The organism is Pseudomonas guineae, from assembly GCF_900113745.1.
Taxonomy (GTDB): domain Bacteria; phylum Pseudomonadota; class Gammaproteobacteria; order Pseudomonadales; family Pseudomonadaceae; genus Aquipseudomonas; species Aquipseudomonas guineae.
On record NZ_FOQL01000001.1, the window covers coordinates 949,816 to 971,471 of the forward strand.

The 21,656-nt window shown below is 55.6% G+C and carries 22 protein-coding genes; 10 read left to right on the top strand and 12 right to left on the bottom strand.

The features are described from left to right. Position 1 precedes the first annotated feature (1 nt). From BMZ32_RS04430 to BMZ32_RS04460, 7 genes are all read left to right on the top strand, one after another. The gene (locus tag BMZ32_RS04430) at positions 2 to 505 is read left to right on the top strand and encodes a GspH/FimT family pseudopilin (protein ID WP_167376712.1); all 504 of its coding nucleotides are present in this window, start codon (positions 2 to 4) and stop codon (positions 503 to 505) included. A 140-nt stretch (positions 506 to 645) separates the two neighbouring features. Next, positions 646 to 1,155, top strand: a complete 510-nt coding sequence (locus BMZ32_RS19505) for a GspH/FimT family pseudopilin (protein WP_090240075.1) — start codon at positions 646 to 648, stop codon at positions 1,153 to 1,155. A gap of 11 nt (positions 1,156 to 1,166) precedes the next feature. Beyond that, on the top strand, positions 1,167 to 1,685 hold the full coding sequence (gene pilV, locus BMZ32_RS04440) for a type IV pilus modification protein PilV (RefSeq protein WP_090240077.1): 519 nt from the start codon (positions 1,167 to 1,169) through the stop codon (positions 1,683 to 1,685). Beyond that, on the top strand, positions 1,682 to 2,488 hold the full coding sequence (locus BMZ32_RS04445) for a PilW family protein (protein WP_090240079.1): 807 nt from the start codon (positions 1,682 to 1,684) through the stop codon (positions 2,486 to 2,488). The genes pilV and BMZ32_RS04445 overlap by 4 nt, the downstream gene beginning before the upstream one ends. Continuing rightward, a complete protein-coding gene (locus tag BMZ32_RS04450; protein WP_090240081.1) occupies positions 2,485 to 3,138 on the top strand; it encodes a PilX N-terminal domain-containing pilus assembly protein in 654 nt (217 codons plus the stop codon). Before BMZ32_RS04445 ends, BMZ32_RS04450 begins: the two co-directional genes overlap by 4 nt. Before the next feature lie 24 nt (positions 3,139 to 3,162). Next, the gene (locus BMZ32_RS04455; protein WP_090240082.1) at positions 3,163 to 6,963 is read left to right on the top strand and encodes a pilus assembly protein; all 3,801 of its coding nucleotides are present in this window, start codon (positions 3,163 to 3,165) and stop codon (positions 6,961 to 6,963) included. A gap of 8 nt (positions 6,964 to 6,971) precedes the next feature. Further along, the gene (locus BMZ32_RS04460) at positions 6,972 to 7,391 is read left to right on the top strand and encodes a type IV pilin protein (protein WP_090240084.1); all 420 of its coding nucleotides are present in this window, start codon (positions 6,972 to 6,974) and stop codon (positions 7,389 to 7,391) included. Between the two features lie 116 nt (positions 7,392 to 7,507). Here BMZ32_RS04460 and ispH read toward each other — a convergent pair whose 3' ends face one another. The 6 genes from ispH to murJ form a co-directional block, all read right to left on the bottom strand. Then, positions 7,508 to 8,455 carry a 4-hydroxy-3-methylbut-2-enyl diphosphate reductase gene (gene ispH / locus BMZ32_RS04465; protein WP_090240086.1) on the bottom strand — a complete coding sequence of 316 codons (948 nt, stop codon included), beginning with the start codon at positions 8,453 to 8,455 and terminating at the stop codon, positions 7,508 to 7,510. Positions 8,456 to 8,602: 147 nt separating this feature from the next. Next, positions 8,603 to 9,055, bottom strand: coding sequence for an FKBP-type peptidyl-prolyl cis-trans isomerase (gene fkpB, locus BMZ32_RS04470; protein ID WP_090240087.1), 453 nt, complete (start codon positions 9,053 to 9,055; stop codon positions 8,603 to 8,605). Next, positions 9,048 to 9,557, bottom strand: coding sequence for a signal peptidase II (lspA, locus tag BMZ32_RS04475; protein ID WP_090241544.1), 510 nt, complete (start codon positions 9,555 to 9,557; stop codon positions 9,048 to 9,050). The genes fkpB and lspA overlap by 8 nt, the downstream gene beginning before the upstream one ends. A gap of 7 nt (positions 9,558 to 9,564) precedes the next feature. Next, entirely contained in the window at positions 9,565 to 12,396 is a 2,832-nt protein-coding gene (gene ileS / locus BMZ32_RS04480; protein WP_090240089.1) for an isoleucine--tRNA ligase, read from the bottom strand. A 33-nt stretch (positions 12,397 to 12,429) separates the two neighbouring features. Continuing rightward, entirely contained in the window at positions 12,430 to 13,356 is a 927-nt protein-coding gene (gene ribF / locus BMZ32_RS04485; protein WP_090241545.1) for a bifunctional riboflavin kinase/FAD synthetase, read from the bottom strand. A gap of 76 nt (positions 13,357 to 13,432) precedes the next feature. Beyond that, positions 13,433 to 14,977 carry a murein biosynthesis integral membrane protein MurJ gene (gene murJ / locus BMZ32_RS04490; RefSeq protein WP_090240090.1) on the bottom strand — a complete coding sequence of 515 codons (1,545 nt, stop codon included), beginning with the start codon at positions 14,975 to 14,977 and terminating at the stop codon, positions 13,433 to 13,435. 195 nt (positions 14,978 to 15,172) lie between these two features. Between murJ and rpsT the strand changes: the two genes are divergently transcribed. After that, complete coding sequence (gene rpsT, locus BMZ32_RS04495) at positions 15,173 to 15,451, top strand: 30S ribosomal protein S20 (protein ID WP_090240092.1); 279 nt, start codon at positions 15,173 to 15,175, stop codon at positions 15,449 to 15,451. A gap of 151 nt (positions 15,452 to 15,602) precedes the next feature. On the opposite strand, the gene BMZ32_RS04500 is transcribed toward rpsT, so the two are convergent. From BMZ32_RS04500 to rplU, 5 genes are all read right to left on the bottom strand, one after another. Then, complete coding sequence (locus BMZ32_RS04500) at positions 15,603 to 16,067, bottom strand: CreA family protein (RefSeq protein WP_090240094.1); 465 nt, start codon at positions 16,065 to 16,067, stop codon at positions 15,603 to 15,605. A gap of 10 nt (positions 16,068 to 16,077) precedes the next feature. After that, the gene (gene proB, locus BMZ32_RS04505; RefSeq protein WP_090240095.1) at positions 16,078 to 17,196 is read right to left on the bottom strand and encodes a glutamate 5-kinase; all 1,119 of its coding nucleotides are present in this window, start codon (positions 17,194 to 17,196) and stop codon (positions 16,078 to 16,080) included. Positions 17,197 to 17,265: 69 nt separating this feature from the next. Next, positions 17,266 to 18,489, bottom strand: coding sequence for an Obg family GTPase CgtA (gene cgtA, locus BMZ32_RS04510; protein WP_090240097.1), 1,224 nt, complete (start codon positions 18,487 to 18,489; stop codon positions 17,266 to 17,268). A gap of 175 nt (positions 18,490 to 18,664) precedes the next feature. Further along, positions 18,665 to 18,922 carry a 50S ribosomal protein L27 gene (gene rpmA, locus BMZ32_RS04515; RefSeq protein ID WP_003176049.1) on the bottom strand — a complete coding sequence of 86 codons (258 nt, stop codon included), beginning with the start codon at positions 18,920 to 18,922 and terminating at the stop codon, positions 18,665 to 18,667. A gap of 39 nt (positions 18,923 to 18,961) precedes the next feature. Then, a complete protein-coding gene (rplU, locus tag BMZ32_RS04520; RefSeq protein ID WP_090240099.1) occupies positions 18,962 to 19,273 on the bottom strand; it encodes a 50S ribosomal protein L21 in 312 nt (103 codons plus the stop codon). Positions 19,274 to 19,532: 259 nt separating this feature from the next. On the opposite strand from rplU, the gene BMZ32_RS04525 reads away from it, so the two are divergent. Further along, positions 19,533 to 20,501, top strand: coding sequence for a polyprenyl synthetase family protein (locus tag BMZ32_RS04525; RefSeq protein ID WP_090240100.1), 969 nt, complete (start codon positions 19,533 to 19,535; stop codon positions 20,499 to 20,501). A 145-nt stretch (positions 20,502 to 20,646) separates the two neighbouring features. Then, the gene (locus tag BMZ32_RS04530; protein WP_090240102.1) at positions 20,647 to 20,874 is read left to right on the top strand and encodes a PA4570 family protein; all 228 of its coding nucleotides are present in this window, start codon (positions 20,647 to 20,649) and stop codon (positions 20,872 to 20,874) included. 103 nt (positions 20,875 to 20,977) lie between these two features. Here the strand turns inward: BMZ32_RS04530 and bamJ are convergent, their stop codons facing one another. Further along, a complete protein-coding gene (gene bamJ, locus BMZ32_RS04535; RefSeq protein WP_090240104.1) occupies positions 20,978 to 21,595 on the bottom strand; it encodes a BamJ family beta-barrel-assembly machinery protein in 618 nt (205 codons plus the stop codon). Positions 21,596 to 21,656 lie beyond the last annotated feature (61 nt).

A 21,656-nucleotide genomic window follows, 5' to 3' on the forward strand; every position in this document is an offset into this window, starting at 1 on the left:
GATGAAAAAATCATATCAGTCTGGATTAACGCTCGTTGAACTAACACTGACCCTTGCCGTGCTTTCTATCGCGGCCTCCATCGCACTACCCGAACTAAACCAGCTCGTGGTCAGCAATCGAAATCAAGCCGCCATGCATGAGCTCCACGCCCTTTTGCAGCAAGCACGCAGCCAAGCGGTAACCCGCAAGCGCACACTCGAGCTATGCCCAAGCCTCGACGGTTTAAAATGCAGCACCAATTGGACGCACCCCAGGCTGTTGAGAGTCCGCAGCAGCAGCCAGCCTCTTAGTCACACACCTGCTCATGCGGGTAGCGGCGAGCTTCGCTGGGCCGGCTTTAGCGGTAGCATCCGTTTTTACAATACGGGTATCAGCCCTATCAGCAACGGACGCTTCTTTATTTGTGAAGAAAAGGTCATCAGCCAGCAACTCATCATCAACAAACAAGGACGGATTCGCTGGGGCAGCAAGTTGGAAAACCAACAAGAAAGCACCCGCTGCTAACCGTCCAAATGTGATGCTCCGCACGTCAATGGAGGCACTGCGGCCAGTCATCCGCGACATTATGCCGGCCATCCCAGCGCAGCAGACAAGCGCTGCCCGGCAAGCCATGCTTATCCTCACAAGACCCATTGGAGTTCAGCATGTCTGCTGCAGGCCGCACACAAGGTTTCACGCTCGTAGAACTGATGATCACAGTGGCGTTGCTGGCCATCATGGCAATGATCGCGGTGCCCAGCTTCACCCAGTTCACTATTAACAATCGACTGCAGGCCAAAGCAGAGGAGCTGAAGAGTTTCCTGCAAGCTGCCCGCTCCGAGGCGGTAGTCAAGCGAGCCGTTATTACGCTAAAAGCCAAAGATGCTGATAAGTGGATCGCTGTACGCCCAAGCAAAGACTCTAATGCCTCGATAAGAACCTTAGAAATCAACCAAGCTGAAGCCAAATTGGTTGCCGCCAACACCTCAGGCAGCGCCGTTAATGAGCTTACCTACTACGCCAACGGAGTGGTCAAAGCTCCGGTCAACTTCACCATTTGTCATGACAAAAAAGCTGAGAGTGGCTATCAGGTCAGCGTCGCCGCCAACGGCAGCATTCAGCTCTACCCACGCGGCAAGCAGAAAGACAACGCAGCCCTCGCCAAGTGCGAATAAAGGAGACGCCCTTGAACAAGCACAACGGCTTCAGCTTGATAGAAGTACTGGTCACGTTGGTATTGGTGACCGTCGGCATACTTGGCATGGTCACAATGCAAAGCCGCAGCATCCAATACACCCAAGAAGCAGTACAGCGTAATGCAGCGGTTGAGCTAACCATCCAACTCACCGAAATACTGCGCAGCAACCCCGACGCGCTCTTTTACAAGGAAGACGGTAGCGCATTCAGCCCGGCATACGCGGAGCCCAGTGCGGCTGACTGTAAAACCCCCAACACGGCACAAAAACAACGTGACTGCTGGCTTGAGCGTGTGCAGAAGACACTGCCCGGCGCAGCCGGCTTACTCAGCAACAGCTTTCACATCTGCAAGAGCTTTAGCAGCAGCGCTGTAAAAAAACCTAACTGCGAAGCAAACGGCCCAATCACCGAAATCCAGCTTGCCTGGACCGTTAAATCCGGCAGTTGCCCAGACGTAAGGGCTCCCGACCTTACCACCTGCATCTATCGCACTCGGATCGAGCTATGAATACCTACCTACAACACCGAGCCCGACAAACAGGCCTGTCAATGATCGAACTGCTGATTGCTCTTGCCATTAGCTCGTTCTTGATTATTGGTATCACCCAGATCTACATCGACAACAAACGCAATTACGCCTTTCAGCAGTCGCAAGGCGAAATCCAGGAAGGCAACCGCTTTATCAGCCTTATATTTGACACCTACTTAAACAAGGCCGGCTATAGCCGTGAACCCTATCTTGGTAATGAGCAGGTATTTACCGCTCAAACCAGCACGGATTACTGCGAAGCGTTTAAAAGCGGTCAAACGGTGACCAAAGCAAAAAAAGGTTCCGGCGTCTGTATTCGCTACAGCCAATTAAAAAGCGAAGAACTGGACTGCGCGGGAAATAAAACAGCTGCTTTCGTCGACAGTAATCCATTTTTAAAGCAAGCCCCTCTCGTGACTACTGCTCTGTACGTCAAGGATGACGTCCTGCGCTGCCAAAGCGGCAATACTGATGCAGAGCTAATGACCGGCTTATCGGGATTACGTTTAGAGTTCGGCATTAACCCCTCCAGCGATACCAATGTCACTCAAACGCTCTCCGCAGCAGACTGGGACAACAGCAAGGGCCAGATACTGCAAGTGCGCTACGAAGCGTTAGTCGCATCCACTAATAACCAGCGCGGCAAGGGCGACTCGGCAGTACTTGATAACTGGCTCAAGCAAGCCAGTGCTGCGGAAAAAACCTTGATTGAAGGTGCAGACACCGGCCAGCTGTATCAAATCGCCAGTAATACGGTCACCCTGAGGAACCTGACACCATGAACCCAAGCTTTCCGCAACAACAACGTGGAGTCACCCTGCTTATTGCCTTGGTCATGCTACTGGTACTGACAGTACTGACCGTAACCAATATGCGCGAAGTGACCCTAGAAACCCGTATGACAGCCAATCGCATGGAAAGTTTAGGCCTTAACAACGCAGCTGAGTCTGCTCTGCGCGAAGGTGAAGCACGCTTCTTCGAAGCTCTGCGACTCAGCACCAAGCCTGAGCCCAAGCAGGACTTCTGCAAGAAATCAGTTAAATATAATCGGATAACTATGTACCCCTGCATCGTGGAAATCGAACAACAAACCGATGCAAGTTATGCAGGCAAGATGCGCAACTACGTGCTCGACCCTATTGCCACAATTAACACGCAAATGAGCTGGACAGGCGCCAAAACAGACGCCGCTGGCAATGACACTTATATTTCTTGGATGCCCTATCGCGGCACGTCCAGCGAAAAGTCCGCCGAAGCCGTTTTCCCCGCTTACTGGAATACCGCCGAAATGCCAGTAGAAGGCCTCAATGCCAATTATGGCGACGAACTCATCGGCCGCGGCGTGTACTACTACCTTGTCAGCGGTCAAGCCCAAGATGAATTAGCCTTGCAAACCACGATAGCCAAATACTACCCAGGCCCCAGCAACTAAGCTGCCACGCACCGGAGCACTGATATGAAGACTTCATTATATTCGCTGCGCAGCTTAGCGTTTTGCTGCGCCTCTAGCAGCCTGCTACTGGCTGCACTCGATGTACAAGCCGCTATTTCGCAAAGCCCGCTGAGTTTGACTGTAGGCGTACCACCGAATCTTATATTAACGCTGGATGATTCGGGCAGCATGGACAGAGCATACGTGCCTGACTCGATTCCAGGTGGATCATCGACACGGCGGTACAAATCAGCTCATTACAACCCAATGTATTACAACCCTACTACCACTTATCAGATACCACCCAAATTTAATTTAGATGGTACGCCTGCAGCAGACCTCTCTACATCATTTAATAAGGCTTTGCTAAATGGATTTAACACATCCAGAGGAAGTATTGATCTTAGTGACAGCTATCGCCCCGCCAGCACATATGATGTAACCAGCACATCACAGAGTAACGCGAACAATCCAGAGCCAGAGTTTTACCTTAGTACAATTTACAACCGCACCCTCTCAAACGGTCAATCGTCAGAACTAATCAGCGCAAACAGCGTCGACTTTAGAATAAATAGAATCTCGAACTCAAATTGCACTGTCACGATCGAAAAGCCGCAGAACTACCCCGAGATAAACTGCAGCCGTTCCGGCAGCACAAGTACCACTTACACACTAAGCATTAGCAACAAAAGAACAAGCAACGTACCAGCCTATTACTACGTATACGACGATACCCTTTCGAACTGCCCAACAGACATAAGCACACGCATAGAAAATGACAACTGCTATCGCAAAGTCGACGTATCCAGTACATCAGGCCAGCTTCGCTCAACAGATACAGCGTCAGGCACTGATGAGCGTAAAAACTTTGCAATCTGGTATTCTTTCTACCGCACACGATCGCTGGCCACAATAAGTGCAGCAAGTATTGCGTTCGCTGATCTTGCTTCGTCCACACGGATTACCTGGCAAGGCTTGACCACTTGCACAGACTTAAACAGCGCAAATAAATGCTTGGGTAAAGACAACCGCTTTCGAGAATACAATAGCGCTCAACGCGGCAAGCTATTCGACTGGATGCAGTCTATGGCGTTTCCAAGTAACACACCATTGCGCGCAGCGTTAGATCGCGCTGGAAAGTTTTTAAAAAATAATGCTTCACCTGCCTGGGACAAATTCCCCAACGAAAGCGGAAATACAACTAAAAACAAATATGCCTGTCGCCCCAGCTATCATATTTTAATGACAGACGGCGTATGGAATAGTAGTAATGGCAGTCCAACTGACAGTAAATCAGACACATCTAACTTTAACTTTCCTGACGGGGTTAATTACAGCGGGGCACGCAAACCATACTCTGACGCCACTGATAATACACTTGCAGACATAGCTTTTCACTACTGGGCGACCGATCTTAATAGCGATCTTGAAAACAACTTAAAGCCTTATTACAAAGACAAGTCGGGTACCGATACAGACAAATACTGGAACCCGCAAAATAACCCTGCCACTTGGCAGAATATGGCTAACTTCACCATCGGCCTCGGATTAACCGCATCGCTAAACCAAGACGGCCTGGAATGGAATAGCACCGATGGTTCATTTGCAAGCCCTGGCTATAAAAATATCTCCACTGGAACACGCAACTGGCCAAAAGCACAATCGGACAGTGCTAATAATGTGTATGACCTTTGGCACGCGGCTATCAACTCAAGAGGCGACTTTTTCAGTGCGGACAGCCCCGAATCAGTGGTACAAGCCTTTGCCGACATCATGTCGCGTATTGCCGATCGCAAATCTACCGCTGCTAAACCAGCGATCAACTCAGGCCAGGTAGTGGTCGATGAAAATGATCCAAATAATAGCAAGCTTGTAACGTCGTCCTACCAAACCTCCTACGCTAGCGACGAAAACTGGCTGGGTAATTTGGTGCGCACGAATAAAGAATGGACCGAACTGCCAGCCGGCTCAGGCAAGTTTGAATTGGCACTTAAGGAGAAGTGGAGCGCCAAAGACAAGATGCCCGCTGCGGATGCTCGAAACATCAAGATAAAAAGCACAGGCAGTGGCGGCCTGCAGTCCTTTACCTGGGCTAATTCCGGTAATAAAGACACATCGGGCACTTTGGCAAACCTGCTTAGTAAAGATCCGGAAAACGGCAACACCACCGACAGTAAAGGCGAAGCCCGCCTTAACTACCTACGTGGCGTGCGCACTGGTGAAGGCGCTACATTCCGCACTCGCAGCGGTATATTGGGTGATCTACTCGCATCTAGCCCAGCGGTCGTATCAGGAGGGCGTTACCTGACAGGAGTGGCTAACCGTCTAGAAGGTAACGACACCTACACCACGTTCAAAGAATCGTTAGCAACTCGTAGCTCACGAGTTTATGTCGGTGGTAACGACGGCATGCTGCATGGCTTTAACGCCGAGACAGGCGTCGAAGAGTTTGCCTTTATTCCAAGTGCGGTATTCCCCAAGCTGAACAAATTGACCGGGAAGAACTACAGCCACGAGTTCTATGTAGATGGTTCTCCTGTCGTTGCTGATATTTATGATGGCAGCAAATGGCGCACCATTCTGGTCGGCACCCTGCGCGCAGGTGGCAAGTCAATTTTCGCCTTGGACATCACCACACCCGGCAGCGAGAAACTGTTGTGGGAGTTTGATGACAGCAAAATCACTACATCAAACGCAGTGAAAATGGGCAACAGCTTCTCCCAGCCCACCATCGCGCGCCTGCACAACGGCCGCTGGGCCGTGGTGTTCGGTAATGGTTACGAGGCCAGCAACCACACCAATGGCAAAGCCGCTCTGTTTATCGTGGATGCAGTTGAAGGCACCCTAGAAAGAAGCCTGGAAGTCACTGGCACCAATGGCAATGCCAATGGCCTGTCCACTCCACGCCTGGCCGACAACAATGGCGACAGCGTGGCCGACTACGCTTATGCCGGCGACCTGCAAGGCAACCTCTGGCGTTTTGACCTGCTGCCAAGCACTCGTGACGCTGATAACCCACTGGCACGCTCAAAGCCTGAAACCCGCGGCTCTATCAGTGATTACGCAGTAGCTTACGGCGGCAAGCCGATGTTCACCGCTGTTGCCTCAAATACGGCGGAAACACCACAACCCATTACTGCTGCACCCGCCTTGGTTCGCCACCCAACCGGCGTAGGCCACCTGGTTATCTTCGCGACCGGCAAATACTTCGAGGACACCGATAAGGACGGCAACAAAAACATCGCCCAGACCGTTTACGGCATTTGGGATGAGAAGAGCCGTGGCGAAAAAGCAGGCACTACCAGCGCACTCGGTATCACCCGCGCCAAGCTGGTTGAACAAACCATCGGCAGCCAAGTGACCGCTACCGACTCAAAAGCTCGCAACACCGCTGCGCGAATCATTTCGCAGAACGCTATTGCTTGGGATGAAAAGAAAGGCTGGCTACTCGACCTCAAGCAGGGCGGCACGCTTGATGGTGAAATGGTCATAGAGCCGATGATCACCATTGGCCAAAGCGTTTACTTCCAGTCCCTCGTACCTAATGACGACCCCTGCGCCGATGGTGCGAGTAACTGGACTTACGGCCTGAACGCTTTTACCGGTGGGAAAACGCCTTACAACGCTTTCGATATGCAGCAAGTAAAACCCGATGGCACCACAGCGATTGTTTCGGCAATCAAACAAGATGGCGAAGGTGGCTTGACGGTCACTGACACCCCTGACGGCCTGGAAATTTGCACCGGCCAGGGCTGTGAAGGCATCAAGCCGCCGCCGAACATTAATGCGCGCAACTCCTGGCGCCGTATCGAAGAAACAGAGTGAGAATTGCCATGCCAGTACCGAGCAGAAAAATGCAGGGCTTTACCCTGATCGAGATGATGATAGTGGTGGCTATCATCGGCATCCTGGCAGCAGTGGCCTACCCAAGCTATGCCGAGTATGTAAAGCGCGGTAATCGCAGCGAAGGCCAGGCGCTGCTCAGTGATATCGCAGCCGCACAAGAGCGCTATTACTCACAAAACAACCGCTACATCACGGCAACTGGAGACATAGCCAAACTCAACGCCAGCACCACATCCACCACCAGTAAATACACCCTGGCGGTGAGCAGCGTGGCCAGTGACGGCGGCTACACCCTGACGGCCACTCCTCAGTTCAGTGACGTCGACTGCGGCAACCTAACTCTAAATGCTCTAGGCGCACGCGAACGCACAGGCACGAAAAAAACCAGAGACGAGTGCTGGCGCTAAAACAAAAAAGCCCAATCAACTGATTGGGCTTTTTATCTTTACGAGCCACTCTCTGTGTAATGCTCAAAAATGCGCCTTAGTACTTTAACTGCTGAACATGGCGCGCTCATCTCAGCTTACTGACGAGTAATGATTCGCAACTCCTTCGGCATCGAAAACGTTACATTCTCCGGCCGCCCTTCCAGCTCTTGCGCATTACTCGCGCCCCACGCCCCAAGCTGCTTAATCACGCCCTGTACCAGTACTTCCGGTGCAGATGCGCCGGCAGTAATCCCGACGCCGGTAACACCGGCAAACCACTCTTGTTTAAGGTCTTCGGCCCCATCAATCAGGTAGGCCGGGGTGCCCATGCGTTCGGCCAGCTCGCGCAGGCGGTTGGAATTTGAGCTATTGGGGCTACCAACGACCAACAGCACATCGCACTCAGCAGCGAGTTGCTTGACGGCATCCTGACGGTTTTGCGTGGCGTAGCAGATGTCGTCCTTACGCGGACCGCCGATGGCGGGGTATTTGCTGCGCAGGGCGTCGATCACCTTGCTGGTATCGTCCATCGATAGGGTGGTCTGGGTAACGAAGGCCAAGGCCTCGGGGTTGCGCACCTGCAATGCAGCCACGTCCGTTTCGTCCTCAACCAGGTAGATGGTGCCGCCGTTGCTGGCGTCGTACTGGCCCATGGTGCCTTCGACTTCCGGATGGCCTTGGTGGCCGATCAGGATGCACTCACGCCCCTCGCGGCTGTAGCGCACCACTTCCATATGCACCTTGGTCACCAGCGGGCAGGTGGCGTCGAAGATCTTCAACCCACGGCGTTCGGCTTCGCTGCGCACCGCCTGAGAGACGCCGTGAGCGCTGAAGATCACGATGACATCGTCAGGAATCTGATCCAGTTCTTCAACGAAAATAGCACCACGCGAACGCAGGTCTTCCACCACAAATTTGTTATGCACCACTTCGTGGCGTACATAGATGGGCGGACCAAAGACCTCCAGAGCGCGGTTGACGATCTCGATGGCGCGGTCGACGCCGGCACAGAAGCCACGAGGGTTGGCGAGTTTGATATGCATGGAGGGGACCTCGGCGGTGAACCTTACTGGCCAACGTACGGCGAGGCCGTACTCAAGAATGACTAATCTGTAGAGGCAGCTGCAGCCATCAGGCCGGAGCAATAAAGCCTCACGGCCAAAGCGGCTCCCACAGCAGCGGGCGACAGATCAGAGTGCTTTAACCTCGATGATTTCTACATCAAAGCTCAGCGCCTTGCCGGCCAGCGGGTGATTGAAATCGATGGTGACCTGGCTGTCGTCAAAGGCTTTGACCACCCCAGGCAGCTCAGCATTGGCGGCGTCATTGAAGATCACCAACAGGCCTTCAGACAGCTCCATATCCTGGAACTGGCTGCGCGGCATCACTTGGACGTTTTGCGGATTACCCTGACCAAAGCCCTGCTCCGGGCCGATCGACACGCTGCGCTTGTCGCCTGCCTTCAAGCCATAAATAGCCTGTTCAAAGCCAGGCAATAGGTTGCCGTCACCGACCTTGAAGGTGGCCGGTTTTTTATCGAAAGTGCTGTCGACCACATCGCCGTTATCCAGCTTGAGGGCAAAATGCAGGGTGACTTCTGTGTTCGCGCCGATGCGCGGCACATTGATGAGAGGATCACTCATGGGCTGCGTCTCCGGACTTCTCGCTTTTGAACATATCCAGTGCCAATAGGATGGCACCGCCGGTAATCGCCATGTCGGCTACGTTGAAGGCTGGGAAGTACCACTGCTGACGCCAGTGCAACAGGATGAAGTCGACCACATGACCAAACACCACACGGTCCACCAAATTACCCAGCGCACCACCGAGCACCAAAGCCAATGCGACTGCCAACCAGGTTTCGCTCGGCTTGAGGCGCTTGAGCCAAACCACCAGAATTACGCTGACCACCAGTGCGATCGCCGCAAAAAACCAGCGCTGCCAGCCAGCTGCATCCGCTAAAAAACTGAAGGCTGCGCCGGTGTTGTAGGCCAACGTCCAGCTGAAGTAATCCGGAATGATCACAATTTGCTGGTACATGGTCAGGCTGTTGTCGAAATAAAACTTGCTCGCCTGATCGAGCACAAAAACCAGCAGGCTCAGCCATAACCAGGCCAAATGTCCAAAACGGCTGGCTTTAGGCAGACCGTTATTAAGCATAGTGACGAACCTCGCCAGCGCCTTCGATATTGTCTACGCAACGACCGCAGATTTCTGGATGTGCGGGCTTCACACCGACATCTTCGCGGTGATGCCAGCAACGGGCGCACTTGGCGTGGGCGGACTTGAGCACCTTGAGCTTGAGGCCAGCCACCTCAGTCACCACCGCATCGTCTGGCGCAGCGCTGAGTGGCGCAAGGCTGGCGGTGGAGGTGATCAGCACGAAACGCAGCTCGTTACCGAGCTTGTTTAGATCAGCGATCAGGCTGTCCTCGGCATACAGAGTCACTTCGGCCTGCAGGTTGCCGCCGATGGCCTTGGCCGCGCGCAGGTTTTCCATTTCCTTGTTCACCGCAACCTTTACCGCCATGACCCGTTCCCAGAACTCGCGGCTCAGTTCGAAGTCCTGCGGCAGCTCGCTCAAGCCCTGGTACCAGCCATTGAGCATCACCGACTCATTGCGCTCGCCCGGCAGGTACTGCCAGAACTCGTCGGCAGTGAAGGACAACACGGGTGCGATCCAGCGCACCAGTGCTTCAGCGATATGGTACAGCGCGCTCTGGCAGGAGCGACGCGCTACGCTGTCAGCGGCGGTGGTGTACTGACGGTCTTTGATGATGTCGAGGTAGAAGCCGCCCAGCTCCTGCACACAGAAGTTGTGCACTTTTTGGTAGACGTTCCAGAAGCGGTAGCTGTCGTAGGCTTCTTCGATCTCGCGCTGCAGTAGCAAGGCGCGATCCACCGCCCAACGGTCCAGTGCCAGCATGTCTTCGGCCGGCAACAGGTGTTGCACCGGGTCGAAACCACTGAGATTGGAGAGCAGGAAGCGCGCAGTATTGCGGATACGCCGGTAAGAGTCGGCGCTGCGCTGCAGGATGAGCTTGGATACGGCCATCTCGCCAGAATAGTCGGTAGACGACACCCACAGGCGCAGGATATCAGCACCCAGGCTATCGTTGACTTCTTGCGGGGCGACCACGTTGCCCATCGATTTGGACATCTTGCGGCCATTTTCGTCGACCACAAAGCCGTGGGTCAGCAGCTCTTTGTACGGCGCATGACCATCAATTGCCGCTCCAGTCAACAAGGACGAGTGGAACCAGCCACGGTGCTGGTCGGAGCCCTCTAGGTACAAATCAGCGCGAGGGCCGCTGTCGTGGCCCATCGGGTGCGAGCCACGCATTACGTGCCGGTGGGTGGTACCGGAGTCGAACCAGACGTCCAGGGTGTCGCTGATCTTGTCGTAGTCGGCCGCTTCGTCGCCCAGCAGCTCGGCAGCGTCGAGTTTGAACCAGGCTTCGATGCCCTCTTGTTCAACGCGCTTGGCCACATCTTCCATCAGCTCGGCGGTGCGGCGGTGCAACTCACCCGACGCCTTGTGCAGGAAGAACGGAATCGGCACGCCCCAGTTACGCTGACGCGAGATGCACCAGTCCGGACGCCCGGCAATCATGCTGTGCAAGCGCGCTTGGCCCCAGGCAGGGACGAATTCAGTTTGCTCGATGGCCGCCAGCGCACGCTCGCGCAGAGTGTTGCCTTCGTTCGGCTGCTTGTCCATGCCGACGAACCACTGCGCCGTGGCGCGGTAGATCAACGGAGTTTTGTGCCGCCAGCAGTGCATGTAACTGTGCTGAATGGCTTCGTGCTTAAGCAACGCGCCGACTTCTTCGAGCTTGGCGACGATCGCCGGATTAGCCTTCCAGATAAACTGGCCACCAAAGAACGGCAGATCGGTGACATACACGCCATTGCTCTGCACCGGGCTGAGAATGTCGTCGTTGCTCATACCGTAGCTTTTGCAGGAACGGAAGTCGTCTTCACCGTAGGCAGGGGCCGAATGCACAACGCCAGTACCGGCGCTCACCTCGACATACTCCGCCAGATACACTGGGGCGAAACGCTCATAGAACGGATGACGGAAGCGGATCAGCTCCAAGGCAGCGCCTTGGGCAGTCGCAATCACTTCGCCTTGTAAGCCATAACGAGCCAAGCAGCCTTCCACCAACTCCTCAGCCAGCAGCAGCAGACGCTCGCCGGTATCGACCAAGGCATAAGTAAACTCAGGATGGACGTTAAGCGCCTGGTTAGCCGGAATGGTCCACGGCGTGGTGGTCCAGATCACGATAGACGCGGCTTTGGGCAGGCTGGCCAGACCAAAGGCGGCGGCCAGCTTGTCGGCATCTTCAACCACGAAGGCCACGTCGATCGCCTCGGACTTCTTGTCCTGGTACTCGACCTCAGCCTCGGCCAGTGCCGAACCGCAATCGAAGCACCAGTTGACTGGCTTCAGGCCCTTGAACACGAAGCCTTGCTTGACCATTTCAGCAAGCGCACGGATCTCGCCCGCTTCGTTGGCAAAATCCATGGTCTTGTACGGATTGTCCCAGTCACCCAGCACGCCAAGGCGGATAAAGTCGGCCTTCTGCCCTTCGATCTGCTCGCCGGCATAGGTGCGGCAACGCTCGCGGGTCAAGTCAGACGGCTGGTTCTTGCCGAAGGTGGTTTCCACCTTGTGCTCAATCGGCAGGCCATGGCAATCCCAGCCCGGCACGTAAGGCGCATCGAAGCCCGAGAGGGTTTTCGAACGGGTGATAATGTCCTTGAGGATCTTGTTGACCGCATGGCCAATGTGAATGCTGCCGTTGGCATAAGGAGGGCCGTCATGCAGGACGAACTTCGGCCGGCCTTCGCCCTGCGCACGCAGCTTCTGATACAAGCCAATTTCATTCCAACGCTGCAAAATCTGCGGCTCGCGCTGCGGCAGTCCGGCTTTCATCGGGAATTGGGTATCAGGCAGATTCAACGTGGCTTTGTAGTCAGTCATTTCAGGCTCTTTTAAGCGGTTGGCGCTATGTGTTTAAGCGCACCAATAGGCACGGGCGGCGACAATATCGGCAGCAATGGCTGCCTTGAGTGCCTCAAGCGAGGCGAAACGCTGCTCATCACGCAGCTTGCGGTGGAAGGCCACCGTTAAACGCCGGCCATATAGATCACCGGCAAAGTCCAGCACATGTACTTCCAGGTGGGCACTGCCATCACCTGCAACACTCGGTCGTACCCCGATGTTGGCCACACCGGGCCAAGTCTGACCGTCGATTTCAGTGCTAACCAGATACACACCGCGCAGCGGCACACGCTTGCGTTTGAGTTGCACATTGGCGGTCGGGGCATTCAACTGCCGCCCCAACTTCTGCCCGTGCAACACCCGCCCGACAATCTGAAAAGGCCGCCCGAGCAAGTGCTCTGCCAAGGCAAAATCACCGACATCCAGGGCTTCGCGCACCCGCGTGCTGCTGACACGAATACCGTCCAGCTCGACCGTACTGGCAGCTTCGACACTGAAACCTTCACGCTCACCGGCTTCGGCTAGAAAAGCGAAATCGCCGGCACGGTCACAGCCAAAGCGAAAGTCATCGCCGACTTCCAGATGCTGCACACCCAAACCGTCTACCAGCACGCGCTGCACAAACTCGGCGGCGCTCAATTCACGCAGGCGACGGTTGAAACTCAGGCACAGCACTCGGTCAACACCCTCGGCGGCCAACAACGCTAACTTGTCACGCAAGCGCGCCAAGCGTGCCGGCGCGCCCTCGGGCGCAAAAAACTCACGGGGTTGCGGCTCGAAAATCAGCACGCAACTTGGCACGCCCAGCTCGGCAGAGCGCTCACGCAGGCGTGCCAAGATGGCCTGGTGACCACGATGGACGCCGTCGAAATTACCGATAGTGGCGACACAGCCCCGATGCTGGGGCCGCAAATTGTGTAGGCCTCGAACCAGCTGCATAACGCGCTTCTTGCTCATAAAGTGGTCGATTATACGCACACCGTGCAGCAGACAACAGGCGGCAAATTAGCCGCCTTCAGAGCGCGCTGCGCCGGGCAAAGTCGCGCAAGCGAAAGCCCAATAGCGCCAACACGGCGAAATAGGCCATCAACCCCGCCCCCACCAACCCACCTAAACGCAGCAATCGCCAGAACATGCTGCCGTCCGCCCAAGCCGGAAGCTGCTGCATGGCTAACAGGAGTGCTGCCGCCATCGCCAGCAACGCCAACAACAGCTTACCGGCAAACAATGCCCAGCCTGGCTGCGGAGTAAACATGTCGTGTTTGCGCAACTGCCAATACAGCAGGCCCGCGTTCAAGCAAGCAGCCAAGCCGATAGATAACGCCAGGCCCGCATGAGCCAGAGGAATGACGAGGACAAACAGCAGATTCATCGCCTGGGTGGCCAGCAGCGTCACCAACCCAATTCGCACAGGAGTCTTGATGTTCTGCTGGGCGTAGAAGGCTGGCGCGAGGATTTTTACCAAAATAATCCCGACCAACCCGAGGGAATAAGCAATCAGCGCGCGCTGGGTCATAACCGTATCGGCAGCGGTGAACTTGCCGTACTGGAATAGCGAAGCGATCAGCGGCTCGGAGATAATCGCCAACGCCACTGCACTCGGCAGCGCTAACACCAGGCACAGACGTAACCCCCAGTCGAGCAGCTTGGAGTAATCCTCGCGGCTAGCCCCTGCATGGGTTTTTGATAAGACCGGCAGCAGAATGGTCCCCAGCGCGACGCCAAGCACTCCGGCCGGCAACTCCATCAGGCGATCGGCGTAGTACATCCATGACACGGAGCCTGCAACGAGAAACGAGGCAAACACCGTATTGATGATCAACGAAATTTGACTGACTGAGACCCCGAAGATCGCCGGCCCCATCTGCTTGACCACCCGCCACACACCGGTGTCTTTGAGGTTCAGCCGCGGGAGTACCAGCATGCCGATCTTATGCAGATGAGGCAGCTGAAATAACAACTGCAGCAAACCACCCACCAGCACCGCCCAACCCAGCGCCATGATCGGCGGATCAAAATACGGCGTCAGGAATAACGCAAAGACAATCATGCTGACGTTCAGCAAGGTCGGTACAAACGCAGGCACCGAGAAACGGTTCCAGGTATTGAGTACCGCCCCCGCCAGCGATGATAGAGAAATCAGCAAAATATAAGGAAAAGTGATCCGCAGCAGATCAGTGGTCAATTCAAACCGCTGCGCCTCATCAGCAAATCCCGGCGCGGACGCCCAGACGATCCAAGGCGCAGCCAGAATGCCGATGAAGGTGACCAGCGCCAGCACCAGCGTCAGCAGACCCGTCACATAAGCGAGAAACGTGCGGGTCGCCTCCTCACCTTGCTGAGTTTTATATTCGGCCAAAATTGGCACAAAGGCTTGGGAAAAGGCGCCTTCGGCAAAAATACGGCGCAACAAATTCGGCAGTTTGAATGCCACCACAAAGGCGTCTGAAGCCACGCCAGCACCGAAGGTGCGAGCGATGATGGTGTCACGCACAAAGCCCAATACACGCGAAAGCATGGTCATGGAGCTGACAGCGGCCAACGACTTGAGCAAATTCATGTAATAATTCGATTTCCGCAAACAAGCACCGCCGCGGACAACCCGCCGTCGCGCAAAGGCGACGAGTGTAGCGCCCAGCCACTGGTCAGGCCAGCACAGGGAAACGCCTATAGGGTTGACAGCACGCCCTCATATCGGCATGATTCGCGGCCTTATTTGTTTGTAACCCCCAGAATTTTTTCGAGGAGCTTGACGGTGGCCAATACACCTTCTGCCAAAAAACGCGCAAAACAGGCTGAGAAGCGTCGTAGCCATAACGCCAGCCAGCGCTCGATGGTCCGTACTTACATCAAGAACGTTATCAAGGCTATTGAAGCCAAGGATGCCGCTCTTGCAACTACCGCTTACACCCTGGCTGTGCCGGTAATCGACCGTATGGCCGATAAAGGCATCATCCACAAGAACAAAGCAGCTCGCCATAAGAGCCGCCTGAATGGCCACATCAAAGCCCTGAGCGAAGCTGCAGCTGCTTAAGCTGCTCGCGACTCAATGCTAGATGTAAGAAAACCGGCTTAAACGCCGGTTTTTTATTGCCTATAGAAAACACCAATCACCTCACAGCCGCCCAGCAAAAAACGACAACCGACACACAAGAAAAAGCCCGAATCGTTTCGGGCTTTTTCATTTAGGGCTTTTGCGGCCAAGGCAGAATCGGAATAGCCGTCACCGCATTTTGCGGACTGCCCTCGATCACTCTATCGCTGTAGACCAGATAAACCAGGGTATTGCGCTTCTGATCGAAGAAACGCACCACCTGCATGGTCTTGAACACCAGCGAAGTGCGCTCACGAAAGACCTCATCGCCATCCTTGAGCGTATCGAGAAAGCTGATCGGCCCGACTTGACGACAAGCAATCGAGGCTTCTGCACGGTCCTCAGCCAGCCCCAGGCCACCCTTGACACCACCGGTCTTGGCTCGCGAGAGGTAACAGGTTACCCCAGCCACCTTGGGATCATCAAAAGCCTCGACAACGATCTTGTCGTTCGGCCCCATAAGCTTGAAAACCGTCGACACCTCACCAATCTTTTCCGCCACCGCCAACCCAGGCAGCAACATCAGCGCACCCAGCAATCCCTTTATAGTTCGCATCAGCCTTCCCTCAGACCAGAATCAAATTATCCCGATGCACCAACTCAGGCTCATCCACATAGCCGAGCAACCTCTCAATAGCATCAGACGGCTGACCAATGATCTTCTGCGCCTCAAGCGCACTGTAATTAGCCAAACCCCGCGCAATCTCGCGACCATCCACCGCCACACAAACGACCATCTCGCCACGACGAAAGCTACCCTGAACCGCCTTTACACCAACAGGCAGCAAGCTCCTAGTGCCGGTCGCCAACGCCTTGACCGCACCATCATCAAGCACCAACGCGCCACGAGTCTGCAGATGCCCAGCCAACCACTGCTTACGCGCCGCCAGCATACCGCGCTCAGGCGCCAGCAACGTACCCAAGCGCTCGCCAGACCTGAGTCGGGCCAATACCTGCTCGATGGCACCACCGACGATCACCGTATGCGCTCCAGAACGCGCCGCCAAGCGCGCCGCACGCAACTTAGTCTGCATACCGCCACGCCCTAACGCACCACCCACGCCACCCGCCACGGCATCCAAAGCCGGATCATCTGCGCGCGCCTCATAAATCAGCTCGGCATTCGGGTTATGCCGCGGGTCGGCGTTATACATGCCGTCGCGATCCGTCAGGATCACCAACAAATCAGCCTCAACCAGGTTAGCCACCAAGGCCGCCAAGGTATCGTTATCACCGAAACGAATTTCATCGGTGACCACGGTGTCGTTTTCATTGATCACCGGCACCACATCCAGATCCACCAGCGTACGCAACGTGCTGCGCGCATTCAGGTAGCGCTTACGGTCCGACAGGTCATCATGGGTCAACAGAATCTGCGCAGTACGGCGACCATGCTCAGCGAAGCTCGACTCCCAGGCTTGGATCAGCACCATCTGCCCAATCGCTGCAGCCGCCTGCAGCTCATGCATGGCACTTGGACGCGCCACCCAACCTAAGCGACTCATGCCGGCCGCTACCGCACCCGAGGACACCAGCACCAGCTCAACGCCCTGCTCACGCAGCGCAACCATCTGCTCGACCCACACCGCCATGGCCGCACGATCCAAGCCACGCCCATCAGCGGTCAGCAGCGCACTGCCAATCTTCACTACCCAGCGCTGCGCACCGGTTACCTTGTCACGCATGATCATCCAACCTTAGCCGCGACCTGTGATTACAAAAACGCCGCAATTAAGCGGCGTTTTTGTAGTTGCTTAATCCCGGACGTAAATGATTTCCGGGCCATCATCTTCGTCTTCTTGATCCCAGAAGCTATCGTCTTCGTCGACATCACTGACCGCCCGAACCCCGGAACGGCGCAGCGCGCGCTTATCATCCAGCGCCTGCAACTGAGCACGCGCCTCATCTTCGATGCGTGTATCGAGCTCAGCCAACTCAGCCGCGAACTCTGGGTTCTCTTGGATGCGCTCAGCACGCGCCTCAAGGAAGTCCATCATGTCATAACACAACTGCTCAGTGCCTTCGCGCGCCAGAGCAGAAATCACGTACACCGGACCCGCCCACTCAATCCGAGCGACGATCTCTGCGACGCGCGCCTCCTGCTCCTCATCGAGAATCTGATCCGCCTTGTTCAGCACCAACCAGCGTTCCCGCTCAGCCAGCGACGGGCTAAATTTAGTTAGCTCATCGACAATGGTGGCCGCCGACTCAGCTGGATCAGTCAGATCCAGCGGGGCCATATCTACGAGGTGCAGCAGAAGACGGGTACGCGACAAGTGCTTAAGGAAGCGAATACCGAGACCCGCACCCTCAGACGCACCCTCGATCAACCCCGGAATATCGGCGACCACAAAGCTCTTGTAACGATCAACACTGACTACACCTAGATTGGGGATCAGGGTGGTAAACGGATAATCTGCCACTTTCGGCTTGGCCGCAGAGACCGAGCGGATAAAGGTGCTTTTGCCGGCATTTGGCAAGCCCAGCAGGCCCACATCTGCCAGCACCTTCAATTCCATCTTCAGGTCGCGCGCATCACCCGGCTTACCCGGCGTAGTCTGCCGCGGCGCACGGTTGGTACTCGACTTGAAGCGCGTATTACCCAACCCGTGCCAGCCGCCCTGCGCCACCAGCAAACGCTGACCGGCACGAGTCAGGTCGCCAATCACTTCTTGAGTGCCGGCATCAATCACCGTGGTACCAATCGGCACCGGCAGGATCAGATCCTCACCCTTGGCGCCAGTGCAATCGGTGCTACCACCCTTGTCACCATTTGGCGCTTGGAAGCGGCGGGTATAGCGGTAGTCCACCAGGGTATTGAGATTGGCAAAGGCCTCGATATAAATCGAGCCGCCATCACCACCATCGCCACCGTTAGGACCGCCATTTTCAATGAACTTCTCACGACGGAAGCTCATCATGCCGTTGCCACCATCACCGGCCTTTACAGAAATCGATACTTCATCGACGAATTTCATAGGTACGCCTCCCGCAACAAGGCGGGTTATCTAAAACGAGAAACACCAGGTTCTTGCAAAATTGACCTGCATTCAATTTGAACGCTAGCACCCAGGACAGTTTGGCAAGAACCCCAATAATACAGAAACAAAAAAGCCCCGTCGCAAGGACGGGGCTTTCCCAGCAGTCGCGCAATTAAGCCGCAACGACGCTCACGTAACGGCGGTTGAAAGCGCCTTTTACTTCAAACTTGATCACGCCTTCGATTTTCGCGAAGAGGGTGTGATCTTTACCCATGCCAACGCCGTAACCGGCGTGGAACTGGGTACCGCGCTGACGCACGATGATGTTGCCAGGAATGATTTTCTGGCCGCCATACATCTTCACGCCAAGGCGTTTAGCTTCTGAGTCGCGACCGTTGCGGGTACTACCGCCAGCTTTTTTGTGTGCCATGAGTTCAATACTCCTATAAAGGGATCAGACTGAAACGAGTTAAGCCTGGATACCGGTGATTTTGATCTCGGTGTACCACTGACGGTGGCCCTGGCGCTTCATGTGGTGCTTACGACGACGGAACTTGATGATGGTGACCTTGTCGTGACGGCCCTGGGCGATCACTTCAGCTACAACCTTGGCACCTTCAACAACCGGGGCGCCGATTTGAACATCGTCGCCATTGCCGATCAGCAGAACACGATCAAAAGTTACGGCTTCGCCAGTGGCCAGCTCGAGCTTTTCGATCTTGAGGAATTCGCCTTCGGTGACTTTGTATTGCTTGCCACCAGTAACAATTACTGCGTACATGGTAAATCTCCGTTAATCCTGCTCACCCAGCGCTTTATAGGAATAAGTGTCGGCTGGCATGGCTGCTTGGGTCCTAAAAGACACCCTTGCAATTGCGTAAGGCAGGGAAATACCCAGGGGGAAGTTCAGGGTGCGCGATTGTACGCAAGCATCCAATACGACGCAAGGCCCCAGGCACCCACACACGAGCCGTCTGCCTTGACAGCCCCTACCCTGCCCCATAGCATGCCGCGCAACCCATGAACAGCAGGTATGAGCAATGCAACCCCAGGCTTTCTACCGTGTGGTGGCGGATGACTTTACCGCCGTCGACGGCATCATCCGCGCCCAACTGGTGTCGCGTGTACCGCTGGTAGAGAAGATCGGCGACTACATTATTTCCGCAGGCGGCAAACGCTTGCGCCCCTTGCTGGTTCTGCTTAGCGGTAAAGCTCTGGGCCTGGATGGCAACAAGCTGCGCCTGCTTGCCGCCACCATCGAATTTCTGCATACCGCCACCCTGCTCCATGACGATGTGGTCGACATGTCCGACATGCGCCGCGGACGCAGCACGGCCAACGCGCAATGGGGCAATGCGCCGAGCGTGCTGGTGGGCGACTTCCTTTATTCGCGCTCGTTCGAAATGATGGTCGAGCTGGGCTCCATGCCGGTGATGAAGATCCTCTCCAAAGCCACCCGTGTCATTGCCGAAGGCGAAGTGCTGCAGCTGTCGAAGATCCGCGACGCCAGCACTACGGAAGAAACCTATATGGAGGTCATCCGCGGCAAGACGGCGATGCTTTTCGAAGCCTCGACCCACAGCGCTGCCGCCCTGGCCAACGCCAACGACGAACAAACTGAAGCGCTGCGCACCTTTGGTGACCACCTCGGCGTGGCTTTCCAACTGGTCGACGACCTGCTCGATTACCGCGGCGATGCCAGCACCTTGGGCAAGAACGTCGGCGACGATCTGGCCGAAGGCAAACCCACCCTACCGCTGATCTATACCATGCGCGAAGGCACGTCGGAACAGGCTGCCCTGGTGCGCCAGGCGATCCAGAAGGGCGGCCTTGAGGACTTGGAAAGCATCCGCAATGCCGTCGAAGCGGCCGGTGCACTGGACTACACCGCGAAGCAAGCCCGTGACTATGCAGACCGTGCGATTGCTTGCCTGGACGCCTTGCCCGCTAGCGAATATCGCGACGCGCTGATTGAGCTCAGCCGCTTTGCCGTAGCGCGCACGCACTGACGCGCACAGCGACAAACTAAGCCCGTCCCTATGACGGGCTTTTTTATGTCCGCGTTTATTCTGCGCGACGGAAGGCCGCGATTAATACTTGCTATAAATATAATAAGAATTATTCTCATCTAACCACTTGAAAGGGAGATGAGTCATGACCTATTTGATCGATGCCTGGCTGGACCGCCCGCAGCCGTATCTACGCATTCTCAATCGCAACACCGGCGAAGTCTGCGCGCTGATTAAAGAAGAGGCACTGGATGAGCTGCGTGACCAGGGGGATTTGGATTTACACGAACTAAACTCCAGCGAACCGCTGGTGCTCAAGGAGTTGGTGCGTAACTTATTTCTCTATTGCTACACCCGCGCATTGCGCCCCTGACGCTCTGAATATAAACGCATCGCGGGCATGGCCCGCTCCTACACCAGACTTGCTGGAACCTCGTAGGAGCGGGCCATGCCCGCGAGGGGAAAGCGACTGAGCGTTAGAGAACGTCCAGCAGCTCCACATCAAACACCAGCACGCTGTGCGGCGGGATGCTGCCCACGCCCTGCTCGCCATAAGCCAGCTCGCTTGGTACGTACAAACGCCACTTGCTACCGGCATTCATCAGCTGCAGGGCTTCAGTCCAACCGGCGATTACGCCACCCACCGGAAACTCAGCAGGCTCACCACGATCGTAGGAGCTATCAAAGACGCTGCCATCAATCAGGGTGCCATGGTAGTGAGCGCGTATGGTGTCTTCACGGGTCGGCATAGCGCCAGTACCCGCGCTCAGCACCTCGTATTGCAGGCCGGAAGCCAGCACGGTGATACCGTCACGCTTGCCGTTTTCGGCAAGGAAAGCCAGGCCCGCACCAGCGGCCGCTTCAGCCTTGGCAGCAGCTTCGGCTTGCATGATCTCGCGGATTACTTTGAAGCTGGCCGACATCTCGTCTTCGCTCACACGGCTTTGCTGGCCATTAAACGCATCGGTCAAGCCGGCCAGGATGGCATCCAGGCTCACGCCCGGCGGTGGGTTGTCGCGCAGTTGACCGCCCAGTTGACGGCCAATGCCGTAACTGACGCGGGTTTCATCAGTCGAGAGATTGATTTCGGACATAGCACGGCTCCGCTAGGGGCTAAAAAAGGGCGGTCAGCCTAGCACAAAGGCTCTACTCACC

What these genes read in the sequence shown, in the direction of transcription:
- BMZ32_RS04500 (WP_090240094.1), bottom strand. Translation starts at nt 16,067, where the DNA reads ATGCGAACTATAAAGGGATTGCTGGGTGCGCTGATGTTGCTGCCTGGG.
- ileS (WP_090240089.1), bottom strand. Translation starts at nt 12,396, where the DNA reads ATGACTGACTACAAAGCCACGTTGAATCTGCCTGATACCCAATTCCCG.
- proB (WP_090240095.1), bottom strand. Translation starts at nt 17,196, where the DNA reads ATGCGTGACAAGGTAACCGGTGCGCAGCGCTGGGTAGTGAAGATTGGC.
- fkpB (WP_090240087.1), bottom strand. Translation starts at nt 9,055, where the DNA reads ATGAGTGATCCTCTCATCAATGTGCCGCGCATCGGCGCGAACACAGAA.
- BMZ32_RS04530 (WP_090240102.1), top strand. Translation starts at nt 20,647, where the DNA reads ATGACCTATTTGATCGATGCCTGGCTGGACCGCCCGCAGCCGTATCTA.
- ribF (WP_090241545.1), bottom strand. Translation starts at nt 13,356, where the DNA reads ATGCAGCTGGTTCGAGGCCTACACAATTTGCGGCCCCAGCATCGGGGC.
- BMZ32_RS04460 (WP_090240084.1), top strand. Translation starts at nt 6,972, where the DNA reads ATGCCAGTACCGAGCAGAAAAATGCAGGGCTTTACCCTGATCGAGATG.
- rplU (WP_090240099.1), bottom strand. Translation starts at nt 19,273, where the DNA reads ATGTACGCAGTAATTGTTACTGGTGGCAAGCAATACAAAGTCACCGAA.
- BMZ32_RS04455 (WP_090240082.1), top strand. Translation starts at nt 3,163, where the DNA reads ATGAAGACTTCATTATATTCGCTGCGCAGCTTAGCGTTTTGCTGCGCC.
- BMZ32_RS19505 (WP_090240075.1), top strand. Translation starts at nt 646, where the DNA reads ATGTCTGCTGCAGGCCGCACACAAGGTTTCACGCTCGTAGAACTGATG.
- BMZ32_RS04445 (WP_090240079.1), top strand. Translation starts at nt 1,682, where the DNA reads ATGAATACCTACCTACAACACCGAGCCCGACAAACAGGCCTGTCAATG.
- murJ (WP_090240090.1), bottom strand. Translation starts at nt 14,977, where the DNA reads ATGAATTTGCTCAAGTCGTTGGCCGCTGTCAGCTCCATGACCATGCTT.
- BMZ32_RS04450 (WP_090240081.1), top strand. Translation starts at nt 2,485, where the DNA reads ATGAACCCAAGCTTTCCGCAACAACAACGTGGAGTCACCCTGCTTATT.
- BMZ32_RS04525 (WP_090240100.1), top strand. Translation starts at nt 19,533, where the DNA reads ATGCAACCCCAGGCTTTCTACCGTGTGGTGGCGGATGACTTTACCGCC.
- bamJ (WP_090240104.1), bottom strand. Translation starts at nt 21,595, where the DNA reads ATGTCCGAAATCAATCTCTCGACTGATGAAACCCGCGTCAGTTACGGC.
- cgtA (WP_090240097.1), bottom strand. Translation starts at nt 18,489, where the DNA reads ATGAAATTCGTCGATGAAGTATCGATTTCTGTAAAGGCCGGTGATGGT.
- ispH (WP_090240086.1), bottom strand. Translation starts at nt 8,455, where the DNA reads ATGCATATCAAACTCGCCAACCCTCGTGGCTTCTGTGCCGGCGTCGAC.
- rpmA (WP_003176049.1), bottom strand. Translation starts at nt 18,922, where the DNA reads ATGGCACACAAAAAAGCTGGCGGTAGTACCCGCAACGGTCGCGACTCA.
- BMZ32_RS04430 (WP_167376712.1), top strand. Translation starts at nt 2, where the DNA reads ATGAAAAAATCATATCAGTCTGGATTAACGCTCGTTGAACTAACACTG.